Annotated in this window: 13 protein-coding genes; 5 read left to right on the top strand and 8 right to left on the bottom strand. The window is 74.9% G+C overall.

From position 1 onward, the window contains the following. Window positions 1–2 precede the first annotated feature (2 nt). Both Cch01nite_RS10345 and Cch01nite_RS10340 read left to right on the top strand, forming a co-directional pair. Window positions 3–566, top strand: a complete 564-nt coding sequence (locus tag Cch01nite_RS10345) for a hypothetical protein (protein ID WP_203752765.1) — start codon at window positions 3–5, stop codon at window positions 564–566. After that, the gene (locus Cch01nite_RS10340; protein WP_203752762.1) at window positions 550–3,186 is read left to right on the top strand and encodes a S8 family serine peptidase; all 2,637 of its coding nucleotides are present in this window, start codon (window positions 550–552) and stop codon (window positions 3,184–3,186) included. Before Cch01nite_RS10345 ends, Cch01nite_RS10340 begins: the two co-directional genes overlap by 17 nt. Here the strand turns inward: Cch01nite_RS10340 and Cch01nite_RS10335 are convergent. Next, window positions 3,114–4,955, bottom strand: coding sequence for a copper resistance CopC/CopD family protein (locus tag Cch01nite_RS10335; RefSeq protein ID WP_203752760.1), 1,842 nt, complete (start codon window positions 4,953–4,955; stop codon window positions 3,114–3,116). The two genes, Cch01nite_RS10340 and Cch01nite_RS10335, sit on opposite strands and share 73 nt — an antisense overlap. Window positions 4,956–5,314: 359 nt before the next feature. On the opposite strand from Cch01nite_RS10335, the gene Cch01nite_RS10330 reads away from it, so the two are divergent. Continuing rightward, the gene (locus tag Cch01nite_RS10330) at window positions 5,315–5,494 is read left to right on the top strand and encodes a hypothetical protein (RefSeq protein ID WP_203752757.1); all 180 of its coding nucleotides are present in this window, start codon (window positions 5,315–5,317) and stop codon (window positions 5,492–5,494) included. 3 nt (window positions 5,495–5,497) lie between these two features. Here Cch01nite_RS10330 and Cch01nite_RS10325 read toward each other — a convergent pair whose 3' ends face one another. Then, window positions 5,498–7,030, bottom strand: coding sequence for an ATP-dependent DNA ligase (locus Cch01nite_RS10325; protein WP_203752754.1), 1,533 nt, complete (start codon window positions 7,028–7,030; stop codon window positions 5,498–5,500). Window positions 7,031–7,130: 100 nt separating this feature from the next. Here Cch01nite_RS10325 and Cch01nite_RS10320 point away from each other — a divergent pair, with 100 nt between their 5' ends. After that, window positions 7,131–7,739, top strand: coding sequence for an SRPBCC family protein (locus tag Cch01nite_RS10320; protein ID WP_203752740.1), 609 nt, complete (start codon window positions 7,131–7,133; stop codon window positions 7,737–7,739). Between the two features lie 4 nt (window positions 7,740–7,743). Here the strand turns inward: Cch01nite_RS10320 and Cch01nite_RS10315 are convergent, their stop codons facing one another. The 6 genes from Cch01nite_RS10315 to Cch01nite_RS10290 all read right to left on the bottom strand — a co-directional run bounded on the left by Cch01nite_RS10315 (window position 7,744) and on the right by Cch01nite_RS10290 (window position 13,284). Then, on the bottom strand, window positions 7,744–8,544 hold the full coding sequence (locus Cch01nite_RS10315; RefSeq protein WP_203753322.1) for an ABC transporter permease: 801 nt from the start codon (window positions 8,542–8,544) through the stop codon (window positions 7,744–7,746). Window positions 8,545–8,609: 65 nt separating this feature from the next. Continuing rightward, complete coding sequence (locus Cch01nite_RS10310; RefSeq protein WP_203752737.1) at window positions 8,610–9,488, bottom strand: ABC transporter ATP-binding protein; 879 nt, start codon at window positions 9,486–9,488, stop codon at window positions 8,610–8,612. A 54-nt stretch (window positions 9,489–9,542) separates the two neighbouring features. After that, window positions 9,543–9,923 (bottom strand): YchJ family protein, encoded by a 381-nt coding sequence (locus tag Cch01nite_RS10305; RefSeq protein WP_203752734.1) that lies wholly within the window; start codon window positions 9,921–9,923, stop codon window positions 9,543–9,545. A 73-nt stretch (window positions 9,924–9,996) separates the two neighbouring features. Next, window positions 9,997–11,634, bottom strand: coding sequence for an ABC transporter permease (locus Cch01nite_RS10300; protein WP_203752731.1), 1,638 nt, complete (start codon window positions 11,632–11,634; stop codon window positions 9,997–9,999). Then, complete coding sequence (locus tag Cch01nite_RS10295; protein ID WP_203752728.1) at window positions 11,631–12,566, bottom strand: ABC transporter ATP-binding protein; 936 nt, start codon at window positions 12,564–12,566, stop codon at window positions 11,631–11,633. The genes Cch01nite_RS10300 and Cch01nite_RS10295 overlap by 4 nt, the downstream gene beginning before the upstream one ends. A gap of 52 nt (window positions 12,567–12,618) precedes the next feature. Further along, on the bottom strand, window positions 12,619–13,284 hold the full coding sequence (locus tag Cch01nite_RS10290; RefSeq protein ID WP_239070247.1) for a TetR/AcrR family transcriptional regulator: 666 nt from the start codon (window positions 13,282–13,284) through the stop codon (window positions 12,619–12,621). A 232-nt stretch (window positions 13,285–13,516) separates the two neighbouring features. Here Cch01nite_RS10290 and Cch01nite_RS10285 point away from each other — a divergent pair, with 232 nt between their 5' ends. Then, a complete protein-coding gene (locus Cch01nite_RS10285; RefSeq protein WP_203752722.1) occupies window positions 13,517–16,207 on the top strand; it encodes a glycosyl hydrolase 53 family protein in 2,691 nt (896 codons plus the stop codon). The last annotated feature ends 40 nt before the right edge of the window (window positions 16,208–16,247 follow it).

The raw sequence follows: 16,247 nt of genomic DNA, 5'->3' as shown, positions 1-16,247 counted from the left end.
CGGTGACGAGCCCGGCTCCCGCGCTGACCACGCCCGACCCGTCGGGCGCGAGCCCCCACGGGCGCGGCCGCGCGGTGCGCGTCCTCGCCGTGCTGTGCGGTGCCGCGCTCGCCGCGGCCGCGTTCGGGGTCGTCACCTGGGTGTCGCGGTCGGTGGCGTCCGGCGACACCGCGGACGCAGCGGTGGGCGAGGCGGGTGAGGACCCGCTCGACGTGTCCTGGGGACGGCCCGCGGTCGACGCCGACGGGCTGGTCCGGGCCAGCGGCGTGCGCGTGACGCAGGTCGTCGTCACCGGCGGCGGCGGGCTCGTCGACCTGCGCTACCAGGTGGTCGACCCCGACACCGCGAACGCCCTGCACGACCCGGCGACCCCGCCGGCCCTCGTCGACGAGGACACGGGGCTCGTGGTCCACGACCTGTTCATGCACCACGCGCACAGCGGGCCGTTCCACGCGGGCGTCACGTACTACCTGGTGTTCGACAACCCGAACGGCTGGATCCACCCCGGCAGCGTCGTCTCGGTGCTGCTCGGGGACGCGCAGGTGGAGCATGTGGTCGTCGAGTAGGCGGGGTGCGGCCGTCGGCCTGGCGCTCGCGATGCTGCTGGCGGCCGGCCCGGGCGCGACGGCGGCGGTCGCGACGGGTGTCGGGACGTCGGTCGGCCCGGGGTTGCGCGCCGGGCCGATCGACCCCGAGCTCGCCCAGCGCCTCGCCGCGGCCGACCCGACGGACCTCCTCGACGTCGCCGTCGTCCTCACCACCCGCGCCGACCTCCGCCCGCTGGGCAACCTGCGCCGCCCGCAGCGCCTGCGCGCCGTCGAGCGCGCGCTGCGCACCCACGCCGACCGCACGCAGAAGGGTGTGCGCGACCTGCTGGCCGCGCGCACGGCGCAGCACCTCGCGGCGGACGTCCTGCCGTTGTGGGTGACGAACGAGGTCGACGTCCGGGCGACGCCCGCGGTGGTCCGCGAGCTCGCGGCGCGGCCCGACGTCGCGTCGGTGCACCTCACCGTCGTCCTGCACGCGGCCGACCTCGGGGCCGTCGCGGCGGCGGCGGGCGGTCCGACGGAGCCGAACGTCGCCCGCGTCGGCGCGCCGGCGATGTGGGCGCAGGGGTTCACCGGGCAGGGGGTCGTCGTCGCGTCGATGGACACGGGCGTCGACGTGACGCACCCCGACCTGGCGTCGTCGTGGCGCGGCGGCACGAACAGCTGGTTCGACCCGAACGGCCAGCACCCGACGACCCCGACGGACGTGAGCGGCCACGGCACCGCGACGACCGGCGTGATGGTCGGCGGGTCGGCGGGCGGCAGCGCGGTCGGCGTGGCACCCGGCGCGACGTGGATCGCCGTGAAGATCTTCGACGACCGCGGCGTCGCGACGTCGACGGCGATCCACCGCGGGTTCCAGTGGCTCCTCGACCCCGACGGCGACCCGGCGACGGCGGACGCCCCGAACGTCGTCAACGACTCCTGGACGATGTCGACGCCCGGCTGCTCGCTGGAGTTCCAGGCCGACCTGCGCAGCCTGCGGGCGGCGGGCATCCTGCCCGTGTTCGCGGCAGGCAACGAGGGGCCGCTGCCGGGGACGGTACGCAGCCCCGCGAACAACCCGGAGGCGGTCGCCGTCGGCGGCACGGACGACACCGACGGGATGTACGCGTCGTCGTCACGCGGCCCGTCGGCGTGCGCCGGTGCCACGGACCCGACGTTCGCCGCCCCCGCGGTCGCCGTCCGCACCACCGACCTGTACGGCCAGTACGTGACGACCGAGGGCACGTCGCTCGCGGCGCCGCACGTCGCGGGTGCGCTCGCGCTGCTGCTCGACGAGTTCCCCGACCTCTCGGCCGACCGCCAGGAGGCCGCGCTCGAGGCCGGGGCGGTCGACCTGTCGCTGCCCGGGGTCGACGACGACGTCGGCTTCGGGCGGCTCGACGTCGCGGCGGCCGCCGACTGGCTGGCGACGACGCCGGACTTCACCGTCGCGGCGGCGCCGCCGACCGTCACCGTCGAGCCGGGCGCCAGCGCCACGGTGTCCGTGCAGGTCGGGGCCCTGCGCGGCTTCGCCGCCGACGTCGACCTGACGCTCTCCGGCGTCACCGCCGCGCAGGCCACGGCGACGTTCGCGCCTGCCCGCGTGGTCGGCGGGTCCGGCCCGTCGACCCTCACCCTCACGGCCGACCCGTCCCTGCCACCGGGCTCGTACCCGCTGACGATCACCGGCACGGGCGGCGGGATCGCGCACGCCGCCGCCGTCACGCTCGTCGTCCCGGCCCCGCCCGGGTTCACCGTCGCCGCGTCCCCCGCGTCGATCACCACGGTCGCGGGCGGCTCCGCGGCCTACTCGGTCGCCGTGACCCCGGTGAGCGGGTTCGCCGGTGACGTCACGCTGACGCTCGGCGGCCTCACCGCCCCGCAGGCGTGGGCCTTCTCCCCCGTCGTCGTGCCCGGCGCCTCGGGGACTTCCGCCCTCACGGTGACGACCACGTCGACGCTCGCCCCCGGCTCGTACCCGTTGACGGTCACCGCGACCGGCGGCTCCCTCACGCGCACGGCCGCACTCACGCTCGTCGTCACCGCACCGCCCGACTTCGGCCTCGCCGTCACCCCCGCCCAGCGGACCGTCAACGCCGGCGCGAACGGCACGTTCACCGCCACCGTCAGCGCGCTCAGCGGGTTCGGCGGCGCCGTCGCGCTCTCCCTGACGGGCCTGCCCGCGACCGTCGGCACGGCCACGTTCACCAAGCCTGTCGTCACCGGCGCGGGCACGTCCCTGCTGACCCTCGCCACCCTGACGACCGCACCCGCCGGCACCTACCCGCTCACCCTCCGCGGCACCAGCGGCAGCCTCGTGCACACCGCCGCGCTCACGCTCGTCGTCCCCGTGCGCGACTTCACGCTCGCCGCGAGCCCGACGTCCGTGTCGGTCACCCGCGGCCAGACGGGCACGTCGACCCTGACGGTCACCCCGAAGGGCGGGTTCACCGGCGGCGTCGCGCTCACGGCTACCGGCCTGCCCGCCGGCGCGACGGTCACGTACTCGGTGAACCCCGTCGTCACGTCCGGCACGTCGACGCTGCGGATCCGCACGACCACCACGACACCGCGCGGGACCTACAGCGTGCGGGTCACCGGCACGAGCGGGTCGCTCTCGCACGCGGTGTCGCTGACGCTGGTCGTGCGCTGACGACGGGCGACCAGCACCCCCGCGGCCGCCCCGGCCGCGACCAGGAGCAGCGCGAGCCCGTCGACGTACGGTGCGAGCGGCCGACCCGCCGCCGTCACGTCGTCCGCCGGGAGCGCGACGTGCCAGGTGAGCGGCACCACGACCTCGGCACCGGCCCGCTCGACGACGGCGTCGACCTCCACCACCCCGGCGGCGTCGACCTGGCCGGTGCCGAAGTACCGACCGTCGCCGACCTCCTGCAGCGCGACGGACGTCCGCCCGAGCGTCGTGACGTCGAGCCGCACCCCGTCCACCTGCGCCGGCGGGGGCCGTCGGGAGCTCGCGACGACGACGGTGAACCCGTTGACCCCGGGCCGCCCGGGCGAGGCGGTGACGGTCACGACGAGGTCGGAGACCGAGCCGCTGACCACGGCACTCTCCGCCGTCGGCGCCGCCACCCCCCGGTCGGGCGCGGTCTCGACGAGCACCGCGACGGCCACCACGAGGACGGCGGCGGCACCCACCTCGACCGCGACGAGCCGCCGCGTGAACCGCGGAGCCCCGGCCACCCGTCGGGCACCCGGCCGCCGCAGGTCACGACCGTGCAGACGGGTCGAGTTCACCAGCCCGAGCCCGAGCGTCACGGCGACGACCCCGACCTTCACGAGCAGCGCTCGCCCGTAGGCCGTCGTCGCCAGGTCGTCGACCGACCGCACCTGCCGGCCCGCGCCGTAGAGCCCCGACGCCAGCGCCACCCCCACGCTGACCAGCACGACCCTGCTGAACCTCCCCCGGAACGCCCGCACCAGCCCCGCACCGCCCCCACGCCCGACGGGCGACCCGAGCACCACCGCGAGTGCGCCGACCGACCCCACCCACAGGCACGCCGCGAGCACGTGCACCGCGTCCACCGCGACCGCCACCCCCGGGTCACCCGTCACCGCGGCCGCGTGGCTGCCGGCCGCCTCGACCACGACGAGCCCGACCGTCGCGGCGGCGGCCACCGGCACGGCGGCCCGCCGCGCCACGACGCTCGTCGCACGCTCCCGCACGACCAGCAGCATCACGAGCACCGTCACGAGGAGCGCCCCCCGCACGAGCCACAGGTGCCCCCACCGGGTCCCGCCGAGCAGCCCGGACGCCGTCGCGGCCCACCCGCTCCCGGGCTGCCGCAGCCGCGCCACCTGCGCGACGACGTCGACGACCGCCACCCCCACGCCGAAGGCCGCCGCGACCACCGCGGTCCGCCGCATCCGTCGCCGGCCGACCCGCACCGCCACCCTGGTCGGCGGCGCGAGCTCGACCCGGCTCGGCCCACCGGCCAGCACACCGAGCAGCGCGAACGCCCCGACGAGCCCCGCCAGGCCGGCGATCCGCGCCCACCGCAGCACCACGTCCGACGCCCGCGGCGCCGACGACGACGACGCCACCGGACCGGCCGCCCCGGTCGGTGCCCCGACCGTGAACACGAGCGTCCCGGACGACGTGTGCCCGTCGTCCTGCGCGAGCACCTGCCACAGCACCCCGTACGACCCGGGCTCGACGTCCGGCAGGGCGAGCGTGAGCACCCGCTCGTCGGGCCCGACCTGCGACCGCGTCCCGCCGACGACCCCGCCGCCCCCGTCGACCAGCCGCGCGGAGCTCAGCCGGTCCGAGATCTCCTCGTCGAACCGCAGCGTGACGACGTCCGGCGCGACGGCGAGCACGGCCCCGCTGACCGGGTCCGACCCGACGAGCACGGCGTGCGCCTGCGCCGGGGTCGCACCGAGCACCGTCAGGACCAGCAGCACGACGAGCACCGCTCCGGCCCGCGCCGGCGCCCGGCGCGCGGACGCCCCTGGCGACGGCACACCCTGGCCGTCGCCCCCGGCTGGGACACGGGCGCTCGACAGAGGGATGCACCTTCCCGGCGGCGGTCCTCGGTCATCGCGGTGGCGATGAGCCGCACACTAGGCGCGCCCGGGCCCCCTCCTGCCCGGGATGACGAGACTGTCATCCACCGGTCATCCGCCGACGAACGCGGTCACCCGTCCGTGCGAACCGTGTGCCACGGACCCTCGCCGACGGTCGGGGGTGCGGTACACAGGGGGCGGCCCACCCGCACGGACTCCGAGAGACGGCACCGATGTCGACGCGTGAACGAGTCATGGTGACGGTCGCCGCCGTCGAGGTCGTCGTCGCCGCGATCGAGGCCTGGTGGCAGATGTGGGCATCGGCCGCCTGCATGACGGGCCTGGCGGCCGCGTTGCTGCTCAGCATCCGTCACCGCCGGAGAGCCGAACGGCGCCGGATGACGTCGGGGGGTGCTGCCGATCGCACGCCCGCCTGACGCTCAGCCCGCGAGTGCGAGAACCGTCTCGATCGTGTCGGCCTCGGCGGCCGCCTTGTCGTCCCGGTACCGCAGCACGCGCGCGAAGCGGAGGGCGACGCCGCCCGGGTACCGCGACGAGCGCTGCAGCCCGTCGAACGCGATCTCGACGACCTGCTCCGGCCGCACGTGCACCACGTACCCGTCGAGCGGCGACGTCGCGAGCTCGGTGAATCGCGACGTCTGCCACCGCAGCATCTCGTCGGTCATCCCCTTGAACGTCTTGCCGAGCATCACGAACCCGCCGGCCGGGTCGCGCGCGCCGAGGTGGATGTTCGACAGCAGCCCGTGCCGCCGCCCGGATCCCCACTCGACGGCGAGCACCACGAGGTCGAGCGTCTGCCGGGGCTTCACCTTGACCCAGGCGGCGCCGCGGCGCCCGGCCTCGTAGGGGGCGTCGACGGCCTTGACGACGACGCCTTCCTGGCCGGCACGGACGACGGCGTCGAACCGGTCGCGGGCAGCGGAGACGTCGTCGGTGACGAGCCGTTCCACGGCCCACGCACCGGCGACGCGGTCGAGCGCGTCGAGGCGGCGCAGCAGCGGGGCGTCGAGGAGGTCCTCGCCGTCGACGTGCAGGCAGTCGAAGAAGTAGGGCGTGAGGGTCGTCGCCGAGAGCACGTCGGCGTCGCGGGTGGCGGTGCGGGAGGACGTCTCCTGGAACGGGCGCGGTCGCCCGTCGGCGCCGAGCGCGAGCGCCTCGCCGTCGAGCACGAGGTCAGAGGCGCCAAGCCCCTGCACGACCGCGACGATCTCGGGGACCCGCTCCGTGATGTCGTCGAGCGAGCGCGTGAACACCCGCACGGCGTCCCCGGAGCGGTGCACCTGGATGCGGATGCCGTCGAGCTTGGTGTCCACGACCACCGGGCCGCCACCCAGGGTGGTCAGGGCCGCGGCCACGTCCGGCGCGGACTGCGCGAGCATCGGCCGCACCGGCCGCCCGACGACCAGCCCGAACGCACCCAACGCGCTGAGCGCCTCGGACGGCGTCGACGCCCCGAGCGCCGCGACGGCGACCGGCTCGGTCGCGCCCGCCATCATCGCGGCCCGCCGCACGGCCTCCGCCGGCACACCGGCAGCCTCGGCGACGGCGTCGAGCAGCAACGCGTCGAGCGACCCCTGCCGCAGCTCCCCGGTGACGAGCCCGCGCAGCAGCCGCTGCTCGTCGGCCGTGGCGGCCCCGAACAGCGCCGCTGCCTCGGCCGCCCGGGCGGTCCCGGAGCCCGACCCGGCGAGCAGCGACATCCGTTCGAACGCCGCGTCGACGTCCGCGACGGCGAGGGTCGGCGACGCGGCAGGCCCGGGCAGCGACGTCAGCGACCGCCAGCCGAGCCCCGTCCGCCGCTGCCGCAGCTCACCGCCCAGGTACCGGGAGACGACGGCGACGTCCTCCGGCGGGGTCCGCCGCAGCAGGTCCACCAGGAGGGCACGCTTGGCGAGCCGGGCACGCGTCGTCGCGAGCGCGGACGACGTCGCCGCGAGGTCGGCCAGCAGCATCCCCGCATCCTGCCGCGCCCCACCGACACCCGCGCGTCGTCCCGCCCCACCAGGACGTTCGTCGCTCCCCCGGGCCGCGCGGCGGGTGTGAGGTGGACCCATGACCGCCACCCGCCGAGCCGCCGCCCTCGGGGCCGTGGCGACCGCCGCCGTCGTCGTCGCCCCGCTCGTGCGAGCCCGGGCCCGGCGCTGGGGCGCCACCGACGACGAGGTCGCCGTCCGCATGCCCGGCGACGACCTCGTCCCGGCGGCGGGCGTCGTCGCGACACGGGCCGTCACGATCCAGGCCGGACCGGAGGTCGTCTGGCAGTGGCTCGTGCAGATCGGGCAGGACCGCGGCGGCTTCTACAGCTACGACCGCCTGGAGAACCTGGTCGGCCTGGACATCCACAGCACGAACCGCCTGGAGGACCGGTGGCAGGACCTCGTCCCGGGCGACGTGGTGCGGCTCGCGGAGAAGGTCGCGCTCGACGTCGTCGTCGCGGAGCCGGGGTTCGCACTCGTCCTGTCGGCTCCGGACCGGGCGTTCACGTGGGCGTTCGCGCTGCGCGACTGCCACGGCCGCACCCGGCTCGTCTCCCGCGAGCGCTACGCCACGCCGAACCGGGGCCTCCGCCTCGCGTCGGAGGCGATCTGCCTGGTCAGCGCCGTGATGACGCGCAAGATGCTGCTGGGCATCCGCGACCGCGCGGAGCGCCCCCAGGGCTAGACGCTCATCCGTCGTCGCGCCGCATCCACCGGAACGTCCGCGTCCCCACCACGAGCCCGACGACGAGCCATGCCCCCAGCACGGCCGCCGTCGCCCCGTGCTGCCACGACCCGGACACCTCCCAGCTCTCGGCGGACGGCGGCAGGAACACGGACCGCATCCCCTGCGCCATCCACTTGAGCGGGAACACCGAGGCCAGGTTCTGCATCCAGGGCGGCAGGTCCTGGAACACGAAGAACACCCCGGAGATGAACTGCAGCACGAGCACCACCGGGATGACGACGGCGGACGAGGACCGTCCGGAGCGCGGCACCGACGAGAACGCCACCCCGAGCACCGACCCGGTCGCGGTCCCGAGCAGGTACACCCACGCGAACGTCGTCCAGGCGCTCGCGGTGGACGGCATCGGCACGGAGAACAGCACGGCGGCGACGAGCAGGAGCAGCGCGGTCTGCACGAGCGACGACGCGAGCACCTGCCCGACCTTGCCGAGGAAGTAGGACACGGCCGGCAGCGGCGTCCCCCTCAGGCGCTTGAGCCCGCCCTCGTCGCGCTCGACGGAGATCGAGATGGCCAGCGACTGGAAGCTCGACAGCATCACGCCGGTCGCGACCATGCCGGGCAGGAAGTACTGCGCGAACGGGATGCCGGGCGGTGGGCCGACGGTCGCGCCGTCCTGACCGAAGACCGTCGCGAAGATCGCCAGCATGATGATCGGGTAGGCGAAGACGAACACGACGGCGTCGCGCTCGCGGAAGTACATGCGCAGCTCGAGGAGCGAGCGGGCGACGCCCAGCCGCAGCATCCCGGGCAGGGTGGACCGCCCGGCGCGGAGCCCGGTGCCGGGCCGGCTCGGCGCTGCGGGGGCGGTCACCCGGCGATCTCCACCATGTCGTCGTGGGCGCCGCCGATGAGCTCGAGGTACACGTCCTCGAGCGTCGGCCGGACGACCTCGAGGCCGGCGACCTCCCCGCCGACGGTGGCGGCGGCGAGGCGTGTGACGACGGCGGTGGGCGTCTCGGTCCGCTCCTCGTGCCGGGTGCCGTCGACGCTCCACCGCACGACGGCCTGCCGCGCCGCCCGCCCGCCGAGCTCGGCGGGTGCCCCCTGCGCGACGACCCGGCCGTCGCGCACGACCACGACCCGGTCGGCGAGCGCCTCGGCCTCTTCGAGGTAGTGGGTCGTGAGCAGGATGGTCGTGCCGTCCGAGCGCAGCCCCCGGACCAGGTCCCAGAACGCCCGCCGCGCCTCCGGGTCGAACCCGGTGGTCGGCTCGTCGAGGAACAGCAGCTCGGGCCGCCCGACGATCCCGAGGGCGACGTCGAGCCGCCGCCGCTGCCCGCCGGAGAGCTGCCGGACGCGGGTGCGGGCCTTCTCGCGCAGGCCCACGGCGTCGATCACCTCGTCGGGGTCCCGCGGGGCCGGGTAGTACTGCGCGAAGTGCCGCACGAGCTCGCTGACGGTCGCCTCGGCGAGGTCGTTCGCGCTCTGCAGCACGATGCCGACCCGGGACCGCCACGCCCGGCCGGCGTGCTGGGGGTCGGCGCCGAGGACGCGCACGTGCCCCTCGTCCCGGCGACGGTAGCCCTCGAGGATCTCGATGGTGGTCGTCTTCCCGGCGCCGTTCGGCCCGAGGACGGCGACGATCTCACCGGTGTCCACGGTCAGGTCGAGCCCGTCGACGGCCTGCTTGGCCCCGTAACGCTTCCGCAGATCCCGGACGTCGATGGCCGGCTCTGTCCCGTTCATGCCGACATGCTCGCCTATGTCCGGTCGTGCCGGAAGGACCCTTCGGGCATGTCGTCACGCGTCGACGACGCCGTCGACGTACAGCCACCGCCCCTCCTCCCGGACGAACCGGCTGGTCTCGTGGAGCACACCCCGTCCGGCGGGCTCGGCGTAGTGCGCGACGAACTCGACGAGTCCGCTGTCGTCCCACGGTCCGCCGGCGTCGGTGCGGACGACCTCGAGGCGTCGCCAGGTCACGTCGTCGTCGAGGTCGAGGGTGTCGGGGCGCGTCCTGGGGTGCCAGGTGGCGAGCAGGTAGGCGGCGTCGCGGACGACGAAACCGGTGTACCGGGACCGCATGAGGGCCTCGGCGGTGGGGGCGGGACGGCGGCCGGAGTGCAGGGCGCCGCAGCAGTCGTCGTAGTCGTCCCCGGACCCGCACGGGCAGTCGCTCATGGCCGTCCTCCGCTGTCGCGCGTGGCCCCCGTGGCGAGAACCGTAGCAACGGCGGAACGCGGCCGGGAGACGTTCAGGCGACGACGTCGCGACGCCGGAACCCGACCACCCCGAACGCCGCGAGCACGACGCCGATGGCGGTGAGCACGAGCAGCGGACCTGCGGTGACGTCCTCGAGGGGGTACCCGGGGACGTGCGAGAAGGGCGACAGCTGCTGCAGCCACGACGGCAGCCCGAGGAGCTCCCCGAGGAGCCCGACGAGCAGCGACCAGACGACGAGCGCCCAGCCGAGCACGACGAGCCGCGGCACCCACCCGTACAGCGCGGTCATGAACCCGACGACGACGAGCACCGCGGGAACCTGCACGAGCCCGGCCCCGACGATCGGCCAGAACGACGTCCCCCACGTCCCCGCGACGATCCCGTACCCGGTGCCCATCGCGAGCCCGGCGGCGAGCGCGAGCACGACGGTGCCGACGGTCACGACCGCCACGTTGACCAGCAGGTACGTGGTCCGCGGCACGGACCGGCCGAGCAGCAGCTCGGTGCGTCCGGCGGTCTCCTCGGTCTGCAGCCGGGCGAGCGCGGCGACGACGTACGCGCCGGAGGCGAGCCCGACGAAGCTCATGATCGTCACGACGAACACGTCCTGCAGGGCGCCCTTCCCGCCGATCTGCTCGACGATCTGCTGCATCTGGGGGCTGTCCCCGGCGAAGTCGTCGACGGAGTCGAGGATGAACCCGACGAGCAGCGTGTACGCGGCGACGGGCGACACCCAGGTGCCGAGCGTGGTGCCCTGCAGCCGCCAGGTGAGCGCTCCGACGGACCGCAGGCGCGGGTCGCCGGCGGGGCCGGGCCGGTCGGCGATGAGGCCGGCGCCGAGGTCCCGGTGCAGCGCGATGCGGTACGCGACGGCGGCGCCGACGGCGAGCGTCGCGACCCCGAGCAGCACGAGCCCGTACCGGTTCTCGCCGAACGGGTCGATCTTCTGGCCCCACCCCATCGGGCTGAGCCACGACAGCCACGAGACGGAGTCGGAGATGTCGGCGGCGGCCCGCAGCACGTACGTGAGGGTGAGGAGCGACACCGCGATGCTGCTCGCGGTGCGCGCGACCGAGGCCACCTGCACGGCGACGGCCGCGACCGCGACCCCGGCGAGGCCGGCCACGAGGTTCTGGCACGCGAACGCCAGCGCACCGTCCGCCCCCTCGCCGAGCACGGGGATCGCGACGGCGAACGACGTCACCGTGACGAGCACGAGAGCGGTGACCAGGCCGGCGGTGAGCGCGGCGAGACGGCCGACCCGCAGCGCCCCGACGAGCTCCAGCCGGCCCGCCTCCTCTTCGCGACGGGTGTGCCGCACGGTCGTCATGGCGCCGAGGATCCCGACGACGAGCGCGAGGAACGCCCCGATGCGCCAGCACGCCACCGCGCCGAGCGACTCGGGGTGCTGCGCGGGGCCGAGCAGCGCGAGGAACGCGGTGTTGCTGCTGATCGTCACGGCGAGCGCCTGCCGCTGCTCGACGGTCGGGTACGCGCTCGCGACCGCCGAGTACGTCGACTCCATCATCAGCACGAGGATCGCGACGGTGACGGGGATCCGGACCCGGTCGCGGCGCAGCGCGAGCCGCAGCAGGGTCCCGGTGCCGGTGAGCAGGCCACCGGGCCGGGCGGGGGCGACGGCCGTCGGGGCGAGGGCGACGGCGGTCATCGCGTCGCCGCCGGGGTGCCCGCGCCCTCCAGGGCGGCCAGCTCGTCGCCGTACTCGCGCAGGAACAGCTCCTCCAGCGACGGCGGCGTGATGGTGAGAGCGGTCGGCGCGAGGTCGGCCAGGGCCCGGGTGACCTGCGGCAACGCGTCGTTGTCGACGTGGAACGTCACGTGCCCGTCGGTCGTCGCGAGGTCGTGCACGCCGTCGAGCGCGGCGAGGGCGTCCGTCGAGCCTGCGACGACCGTGCTGACCCGTGCGCGCGTGAGGTGCCGCAGCTCGGCGAGGGTGCCGTGCTGCACGGCCTTGCCCTGCCGGATGATCGTCACGGTGTCGCAGAGCTCCTCGACCTCCGCGAGGATGTGGCTGCTGAGCAGCACGGACACCCCCTCGGCCGTCGCCTCCCGGACGCACCGCTGGAACACCGCCTCCATGAGCGGGTCGAGGCCGGACGTCGGCTCGTCGAGCACCAGAAGCTCGACGCCGGGCGTCGCGAGGGCGGCGACGAGCGCGACCTTCTGCCGGTTGCCCTTGGAGTAGGTGCGCGCCCGCTTGGTGGGGTCGAGCTCGAAGCGCTGCAGGAGCTGGTCCTTGCGGCGCTGGTCGAGCGGGCGGCCGGACAGGCGCACGAGCAGGTCGATCGCCTCGCCGCCGGTCAGGTTCGGCCAGAGCGTGACGTCGCCGGGCACGTACGCGAGGCGGGAGTGCAGCGCGACGGCGTCGGTCCACGGGTCCCCGCCGAGCAGGCGGACGGTGCCGCTGTCGGCCTTGAGCAGGCCGAGCAGCACGCGGATGGTGGTCGACTTCCCGGCGCCGTTCGGGCCGAGGAAGCCGGCGACGGAACCGGCGGGGACGACGAGGTCGAGCCCGTCGAGGGCGTGCGTGGTGCCGAACGACTTGTGCAGCCCGGCGACCTCGATGGCGAGGGTGCTCATGACGACTTCCTTCTGCTGGACGTGGTGGTGGGAGCGGGGTGGTGCTCTCCCGTCACGGTGGCGCGGTGGCGTGCCCGTCGGTCGCTGCTCGGTACTCGTCGAGCAGGTCGCTCGACGTCAGGAGGCCGAACGTCATCAGCTCGAGGCCGGGCAGCAGCACGGTCCGCCAGATCTCCCGCAGGGCCCCGGCGGGGTCGACGGTCGGCGAGACGCCGCGACCCGCCTCCGCCTCGAGCTGGGCGACCAGCAGCATCCCGACGCTCGTCGCGATGAGGTACCGCGCGCGGCCGGCCGGGTCGACGCTCGGGCGCACGGTCCCGCTCGCGACGGCCTCCTCGAGGTACGACTCGGCGTCGGCCACCATGCCCTCGACGAACGTCGCGGCGACCGCACCGCCCTCGAGGATCGCGCGCACGACGTAGCCGAAGACCGTCGCGTACTGCTCGGCGTCGTCGATCGCCCCGATGACCTGCAGCGGCGACCACCGGGTCATCGCCTCGGCCTTCTGGTCCCGGATGGAGCGCAGCACGTACGCGTCGCACTCGGCGCGCAGGCCGTCCTTGGACCCGAAGTGGTGGATGACGAGCGCGGGGCTCACACCGGCGTCGGTGGCGACGGCACGCAGGCCGGCACGGAACCCGTCGCGGCCGAAGCGGGCGATCGCCGCGTCGCGGATGCGGGCCCGGGTGGTGAGGTCGTCGGTGTCGACTGAACGCACGTTCACCACTCTAAACGCGCGTTCAGCCGCGCGCCACCCCCTCCGCCCGTGCAGGTCCGCCACCCGTCTAGCGCACACCCGAGACTGTGAACGGTCACGGTTTCACAACTCACTCTCTCCAGGCCTTGCGCGCCCTCACGCGGCTTGCCCTATGTTGTGCACGGTTCCAGACTGGGACCGTGCACAACGCCGCCGTCAGCCAACGGCGGCGCTCACGACCCGACGGAGTGTCATGACGACGCACAAGAGACCCCGCCCCCGATCCCCCCTCGCCCGGCGCGGCACGATCGTCGCCATCGCCGCCGGCGTCGGCCTCATCGCCCCCGCCGCCCTCTCCGCCGCCACCGACGGCGGCCCCGTCGAGGCCGGCATCGTCGTGCAGAAGGTCGAGGGCCTGCCCGACGACTTCGCCGCGGGGGTCGACGTCTCGTCGGTCCTGTCGCTCGAGGCGAGCGGCGTCACGTTCCGGGACGACGACGGCCAGGTCGCCGACCTGTTCGACGTGCTCGCCGACCACGGCGTCACGCACGTCCGCATCCGCGTGTGGAACGACCCCTGGGACAGCGAGGGGAACGGGTACGGCGGCGGCACCGTCGACGTCCCGCGCGCCGTCCAGATCGGCGAGCGCGCCACGGCGGCCGGCCTCCAGGTGCTCGTCGACTTCCACTACTCCGACTTCTGGGCCGACCCGGCCAAGCAGAAGGCCCCCAAGGCGTGGGCGAGCCTCGACGCCGCGCAGACCGCCGCCGCCGTCGGCACCTTCACGACGGACGCGCTCACGCAGTTCAAGGACGCGGGCGTCGACGTCACGATGGTCCAGGTCGGCAACGAGACCAACAACGGCGTCGCGGGCATCGCGTGCCCGTCGGCCGGCGCCACCACGGCCAACTGGGCGCCCTGCGCGGCCGTCTACCAGGCGGGCAGCGCTGCCGCCCGGGACGTGTTCCCCGACGCGCTCGTCGCCGTCCACTTCACCAACCCGGAGAACGGCCGCTACCCCTCGTACGCCGCGGCGCTCGACGGCAACCACGTCGACTACGACGTCTTCGCGAGCTCGTACTACCCGTACTGGCACGGGACGCTCGCCAACCTCACGTCGTCCCTGAAGACGGTCGCCGACTCGTACGACAAGTTGGTCATGGTCGCCGAGACCTCGTGGAACTACACGTTCGACGACGGCGACGGGTGGCAGAACACCATCACCACCTCCACGACGAACAACCGCTACGCCGCCTCCGTGCAGGGCCAGGCCGACGAGCTCAGCGACGTCATCCGGGCCGTCGTGGACGTCGGCCCCGCCGGCATCGGCGCGTTCTGGTGGGAGCCCGCGTGGCTGCCCGTCGGTCCGCCGTCGGCGCTGGACGCCAACAAGCTGCTGTGGGAGCACGACGGCTCCGGCTGGGCCGCGAGCTACGCCGGTGAGTTCGACCCCGTGGACGCCGGTCAGTGGTTCGGCGGGTCGTCGTGGGACAACCAGGCGCTGTTCGACGTCGAGGGCAACCCGCTCGGGTCGCTGCGCACCTTCCAGTACGTCCGCACCGGCGCCACCGCACCGCGCGTCGTCACGCAGGTCGAGACCGTCGCGCTCGACCTCCGCGCCGGGGAGCCCGTCGACCTGCCCGACTCGGTCGCCGTCACCTACAACGACCGGTCCGTCGAGCACCCGACCGTCTACTGGAGCGGCGCCGTCAGCTGGATCCGCGGGCCGGGCACGTACGTGATCCCCGGCCGGACCACGACCGGCATCGACGTCACCGCGACCGTGGACGTGCGGGCCGAGAACGTGGTGGTCAACCCGGGGTTCGAGGACCCGGACACGAGCATGTGGGCGTTCTCCACCGCCGTCCCGACCATCGGGACGGACACCCCGTTCAGCGGCGCGAAGGGCGTGGCCTTCTGGTCCGGCAGCGCCTACTCGTTCGAGGTGACGCAGCACATCGAGGACGTCCCGCCCGGCGCGTACGTCCTCTCCGCGACGACCCAGGGCACGAACTCCCCCAGCAGCGACGCACGGGAGCTGTTCGCCACGACGTCGTCCGGCGAGGTCAGCGCGCCGCTCGAGATCGCGGGCTACAAGGAGTGGCGGACGGCCACGGTCCCGGTCCAGGTCGGAGACGACGGCGTCGTCACCGTCGGCGCCCGGTTCGCCCTCTCCGCAGGCGCGTGGGGCACGCTCGACGAGGTCCGTCTCGTCCCGGCGCAGCCCACGGTGTCCGTCGACACGAGCGCGCTCGAGGCGGTGCTCGCCGACGCGGCGTCCGTCGACCGGGCCGCGTGGACGCCCGAGTCGCTCGCCGAGCTCGACGAGGCGGTCGCCGTCGCGCACGTCGTCCAGGCCGGGAGCCAGGCGACGCAGCAGGACGTCGACGACGCGACGGCCGTCGTCCAGGTCGCCCTGAACGGGCTCGTCGCGGTCCCGGAGCCGACGCCGAGCACCTCGCCGTCGTCGTCCCCGTCCGCCTCGGCCACACCCTCCGCCTCGGCCTCCCCGACCGCGACGGCCTCCCCGTCCGCGACGCCCGCGCCGCCCACGGTCACCGCGAGCCGCACCTCCGCCCACCCGGGCGACACGGTGACGATCACGGCGACCGGCCTGACGGTCACCGAGGTCGAGGTCGGCGTCGCGAGCACGTACCAGAAGCTCGCCACGGTGCCGGTCGTGAACGGCACCGCGACGGCCACCGTCACCCTGCCGGCGAACCTGCCGGCGGGCGTGCACCACGTGCAGCTCCGGAACGTGACGACGGGTGAGGTGCTCGCCCAGGTGGAGATCACGGTGACCGCGGCGTCGTCCGGCACGCTCGCCGCCACGGGTGCGCAGATCGAGGGCATCCTCGCCCTCGCCGGCGTGCTGGTGCTCGCGGGCACCGCGGCGGTGGCCGTCCGTCGCCGCCGCCTGAGCGGGGGTGCCGTGACGCACTGAGCGTGGTCCCGCTCTACGGCATGCTCACGGACCGCTTAGG

The organism is Cellulomonas chitinilytica (assembly GCF_016862675.1).
In the GTDB taxonomy this organism is placed as follows: Bacteria; Actinomycetota; Actinomycetes; order Actinomycetales; family Cellulomonadaceae; genus Cellulomonas; species Cellulomonas chitinilytica.
Note: the sequence above shows the minus strand (reverse complement) of the source record. Positions and strands in the feature narration are given on the sequence as shown.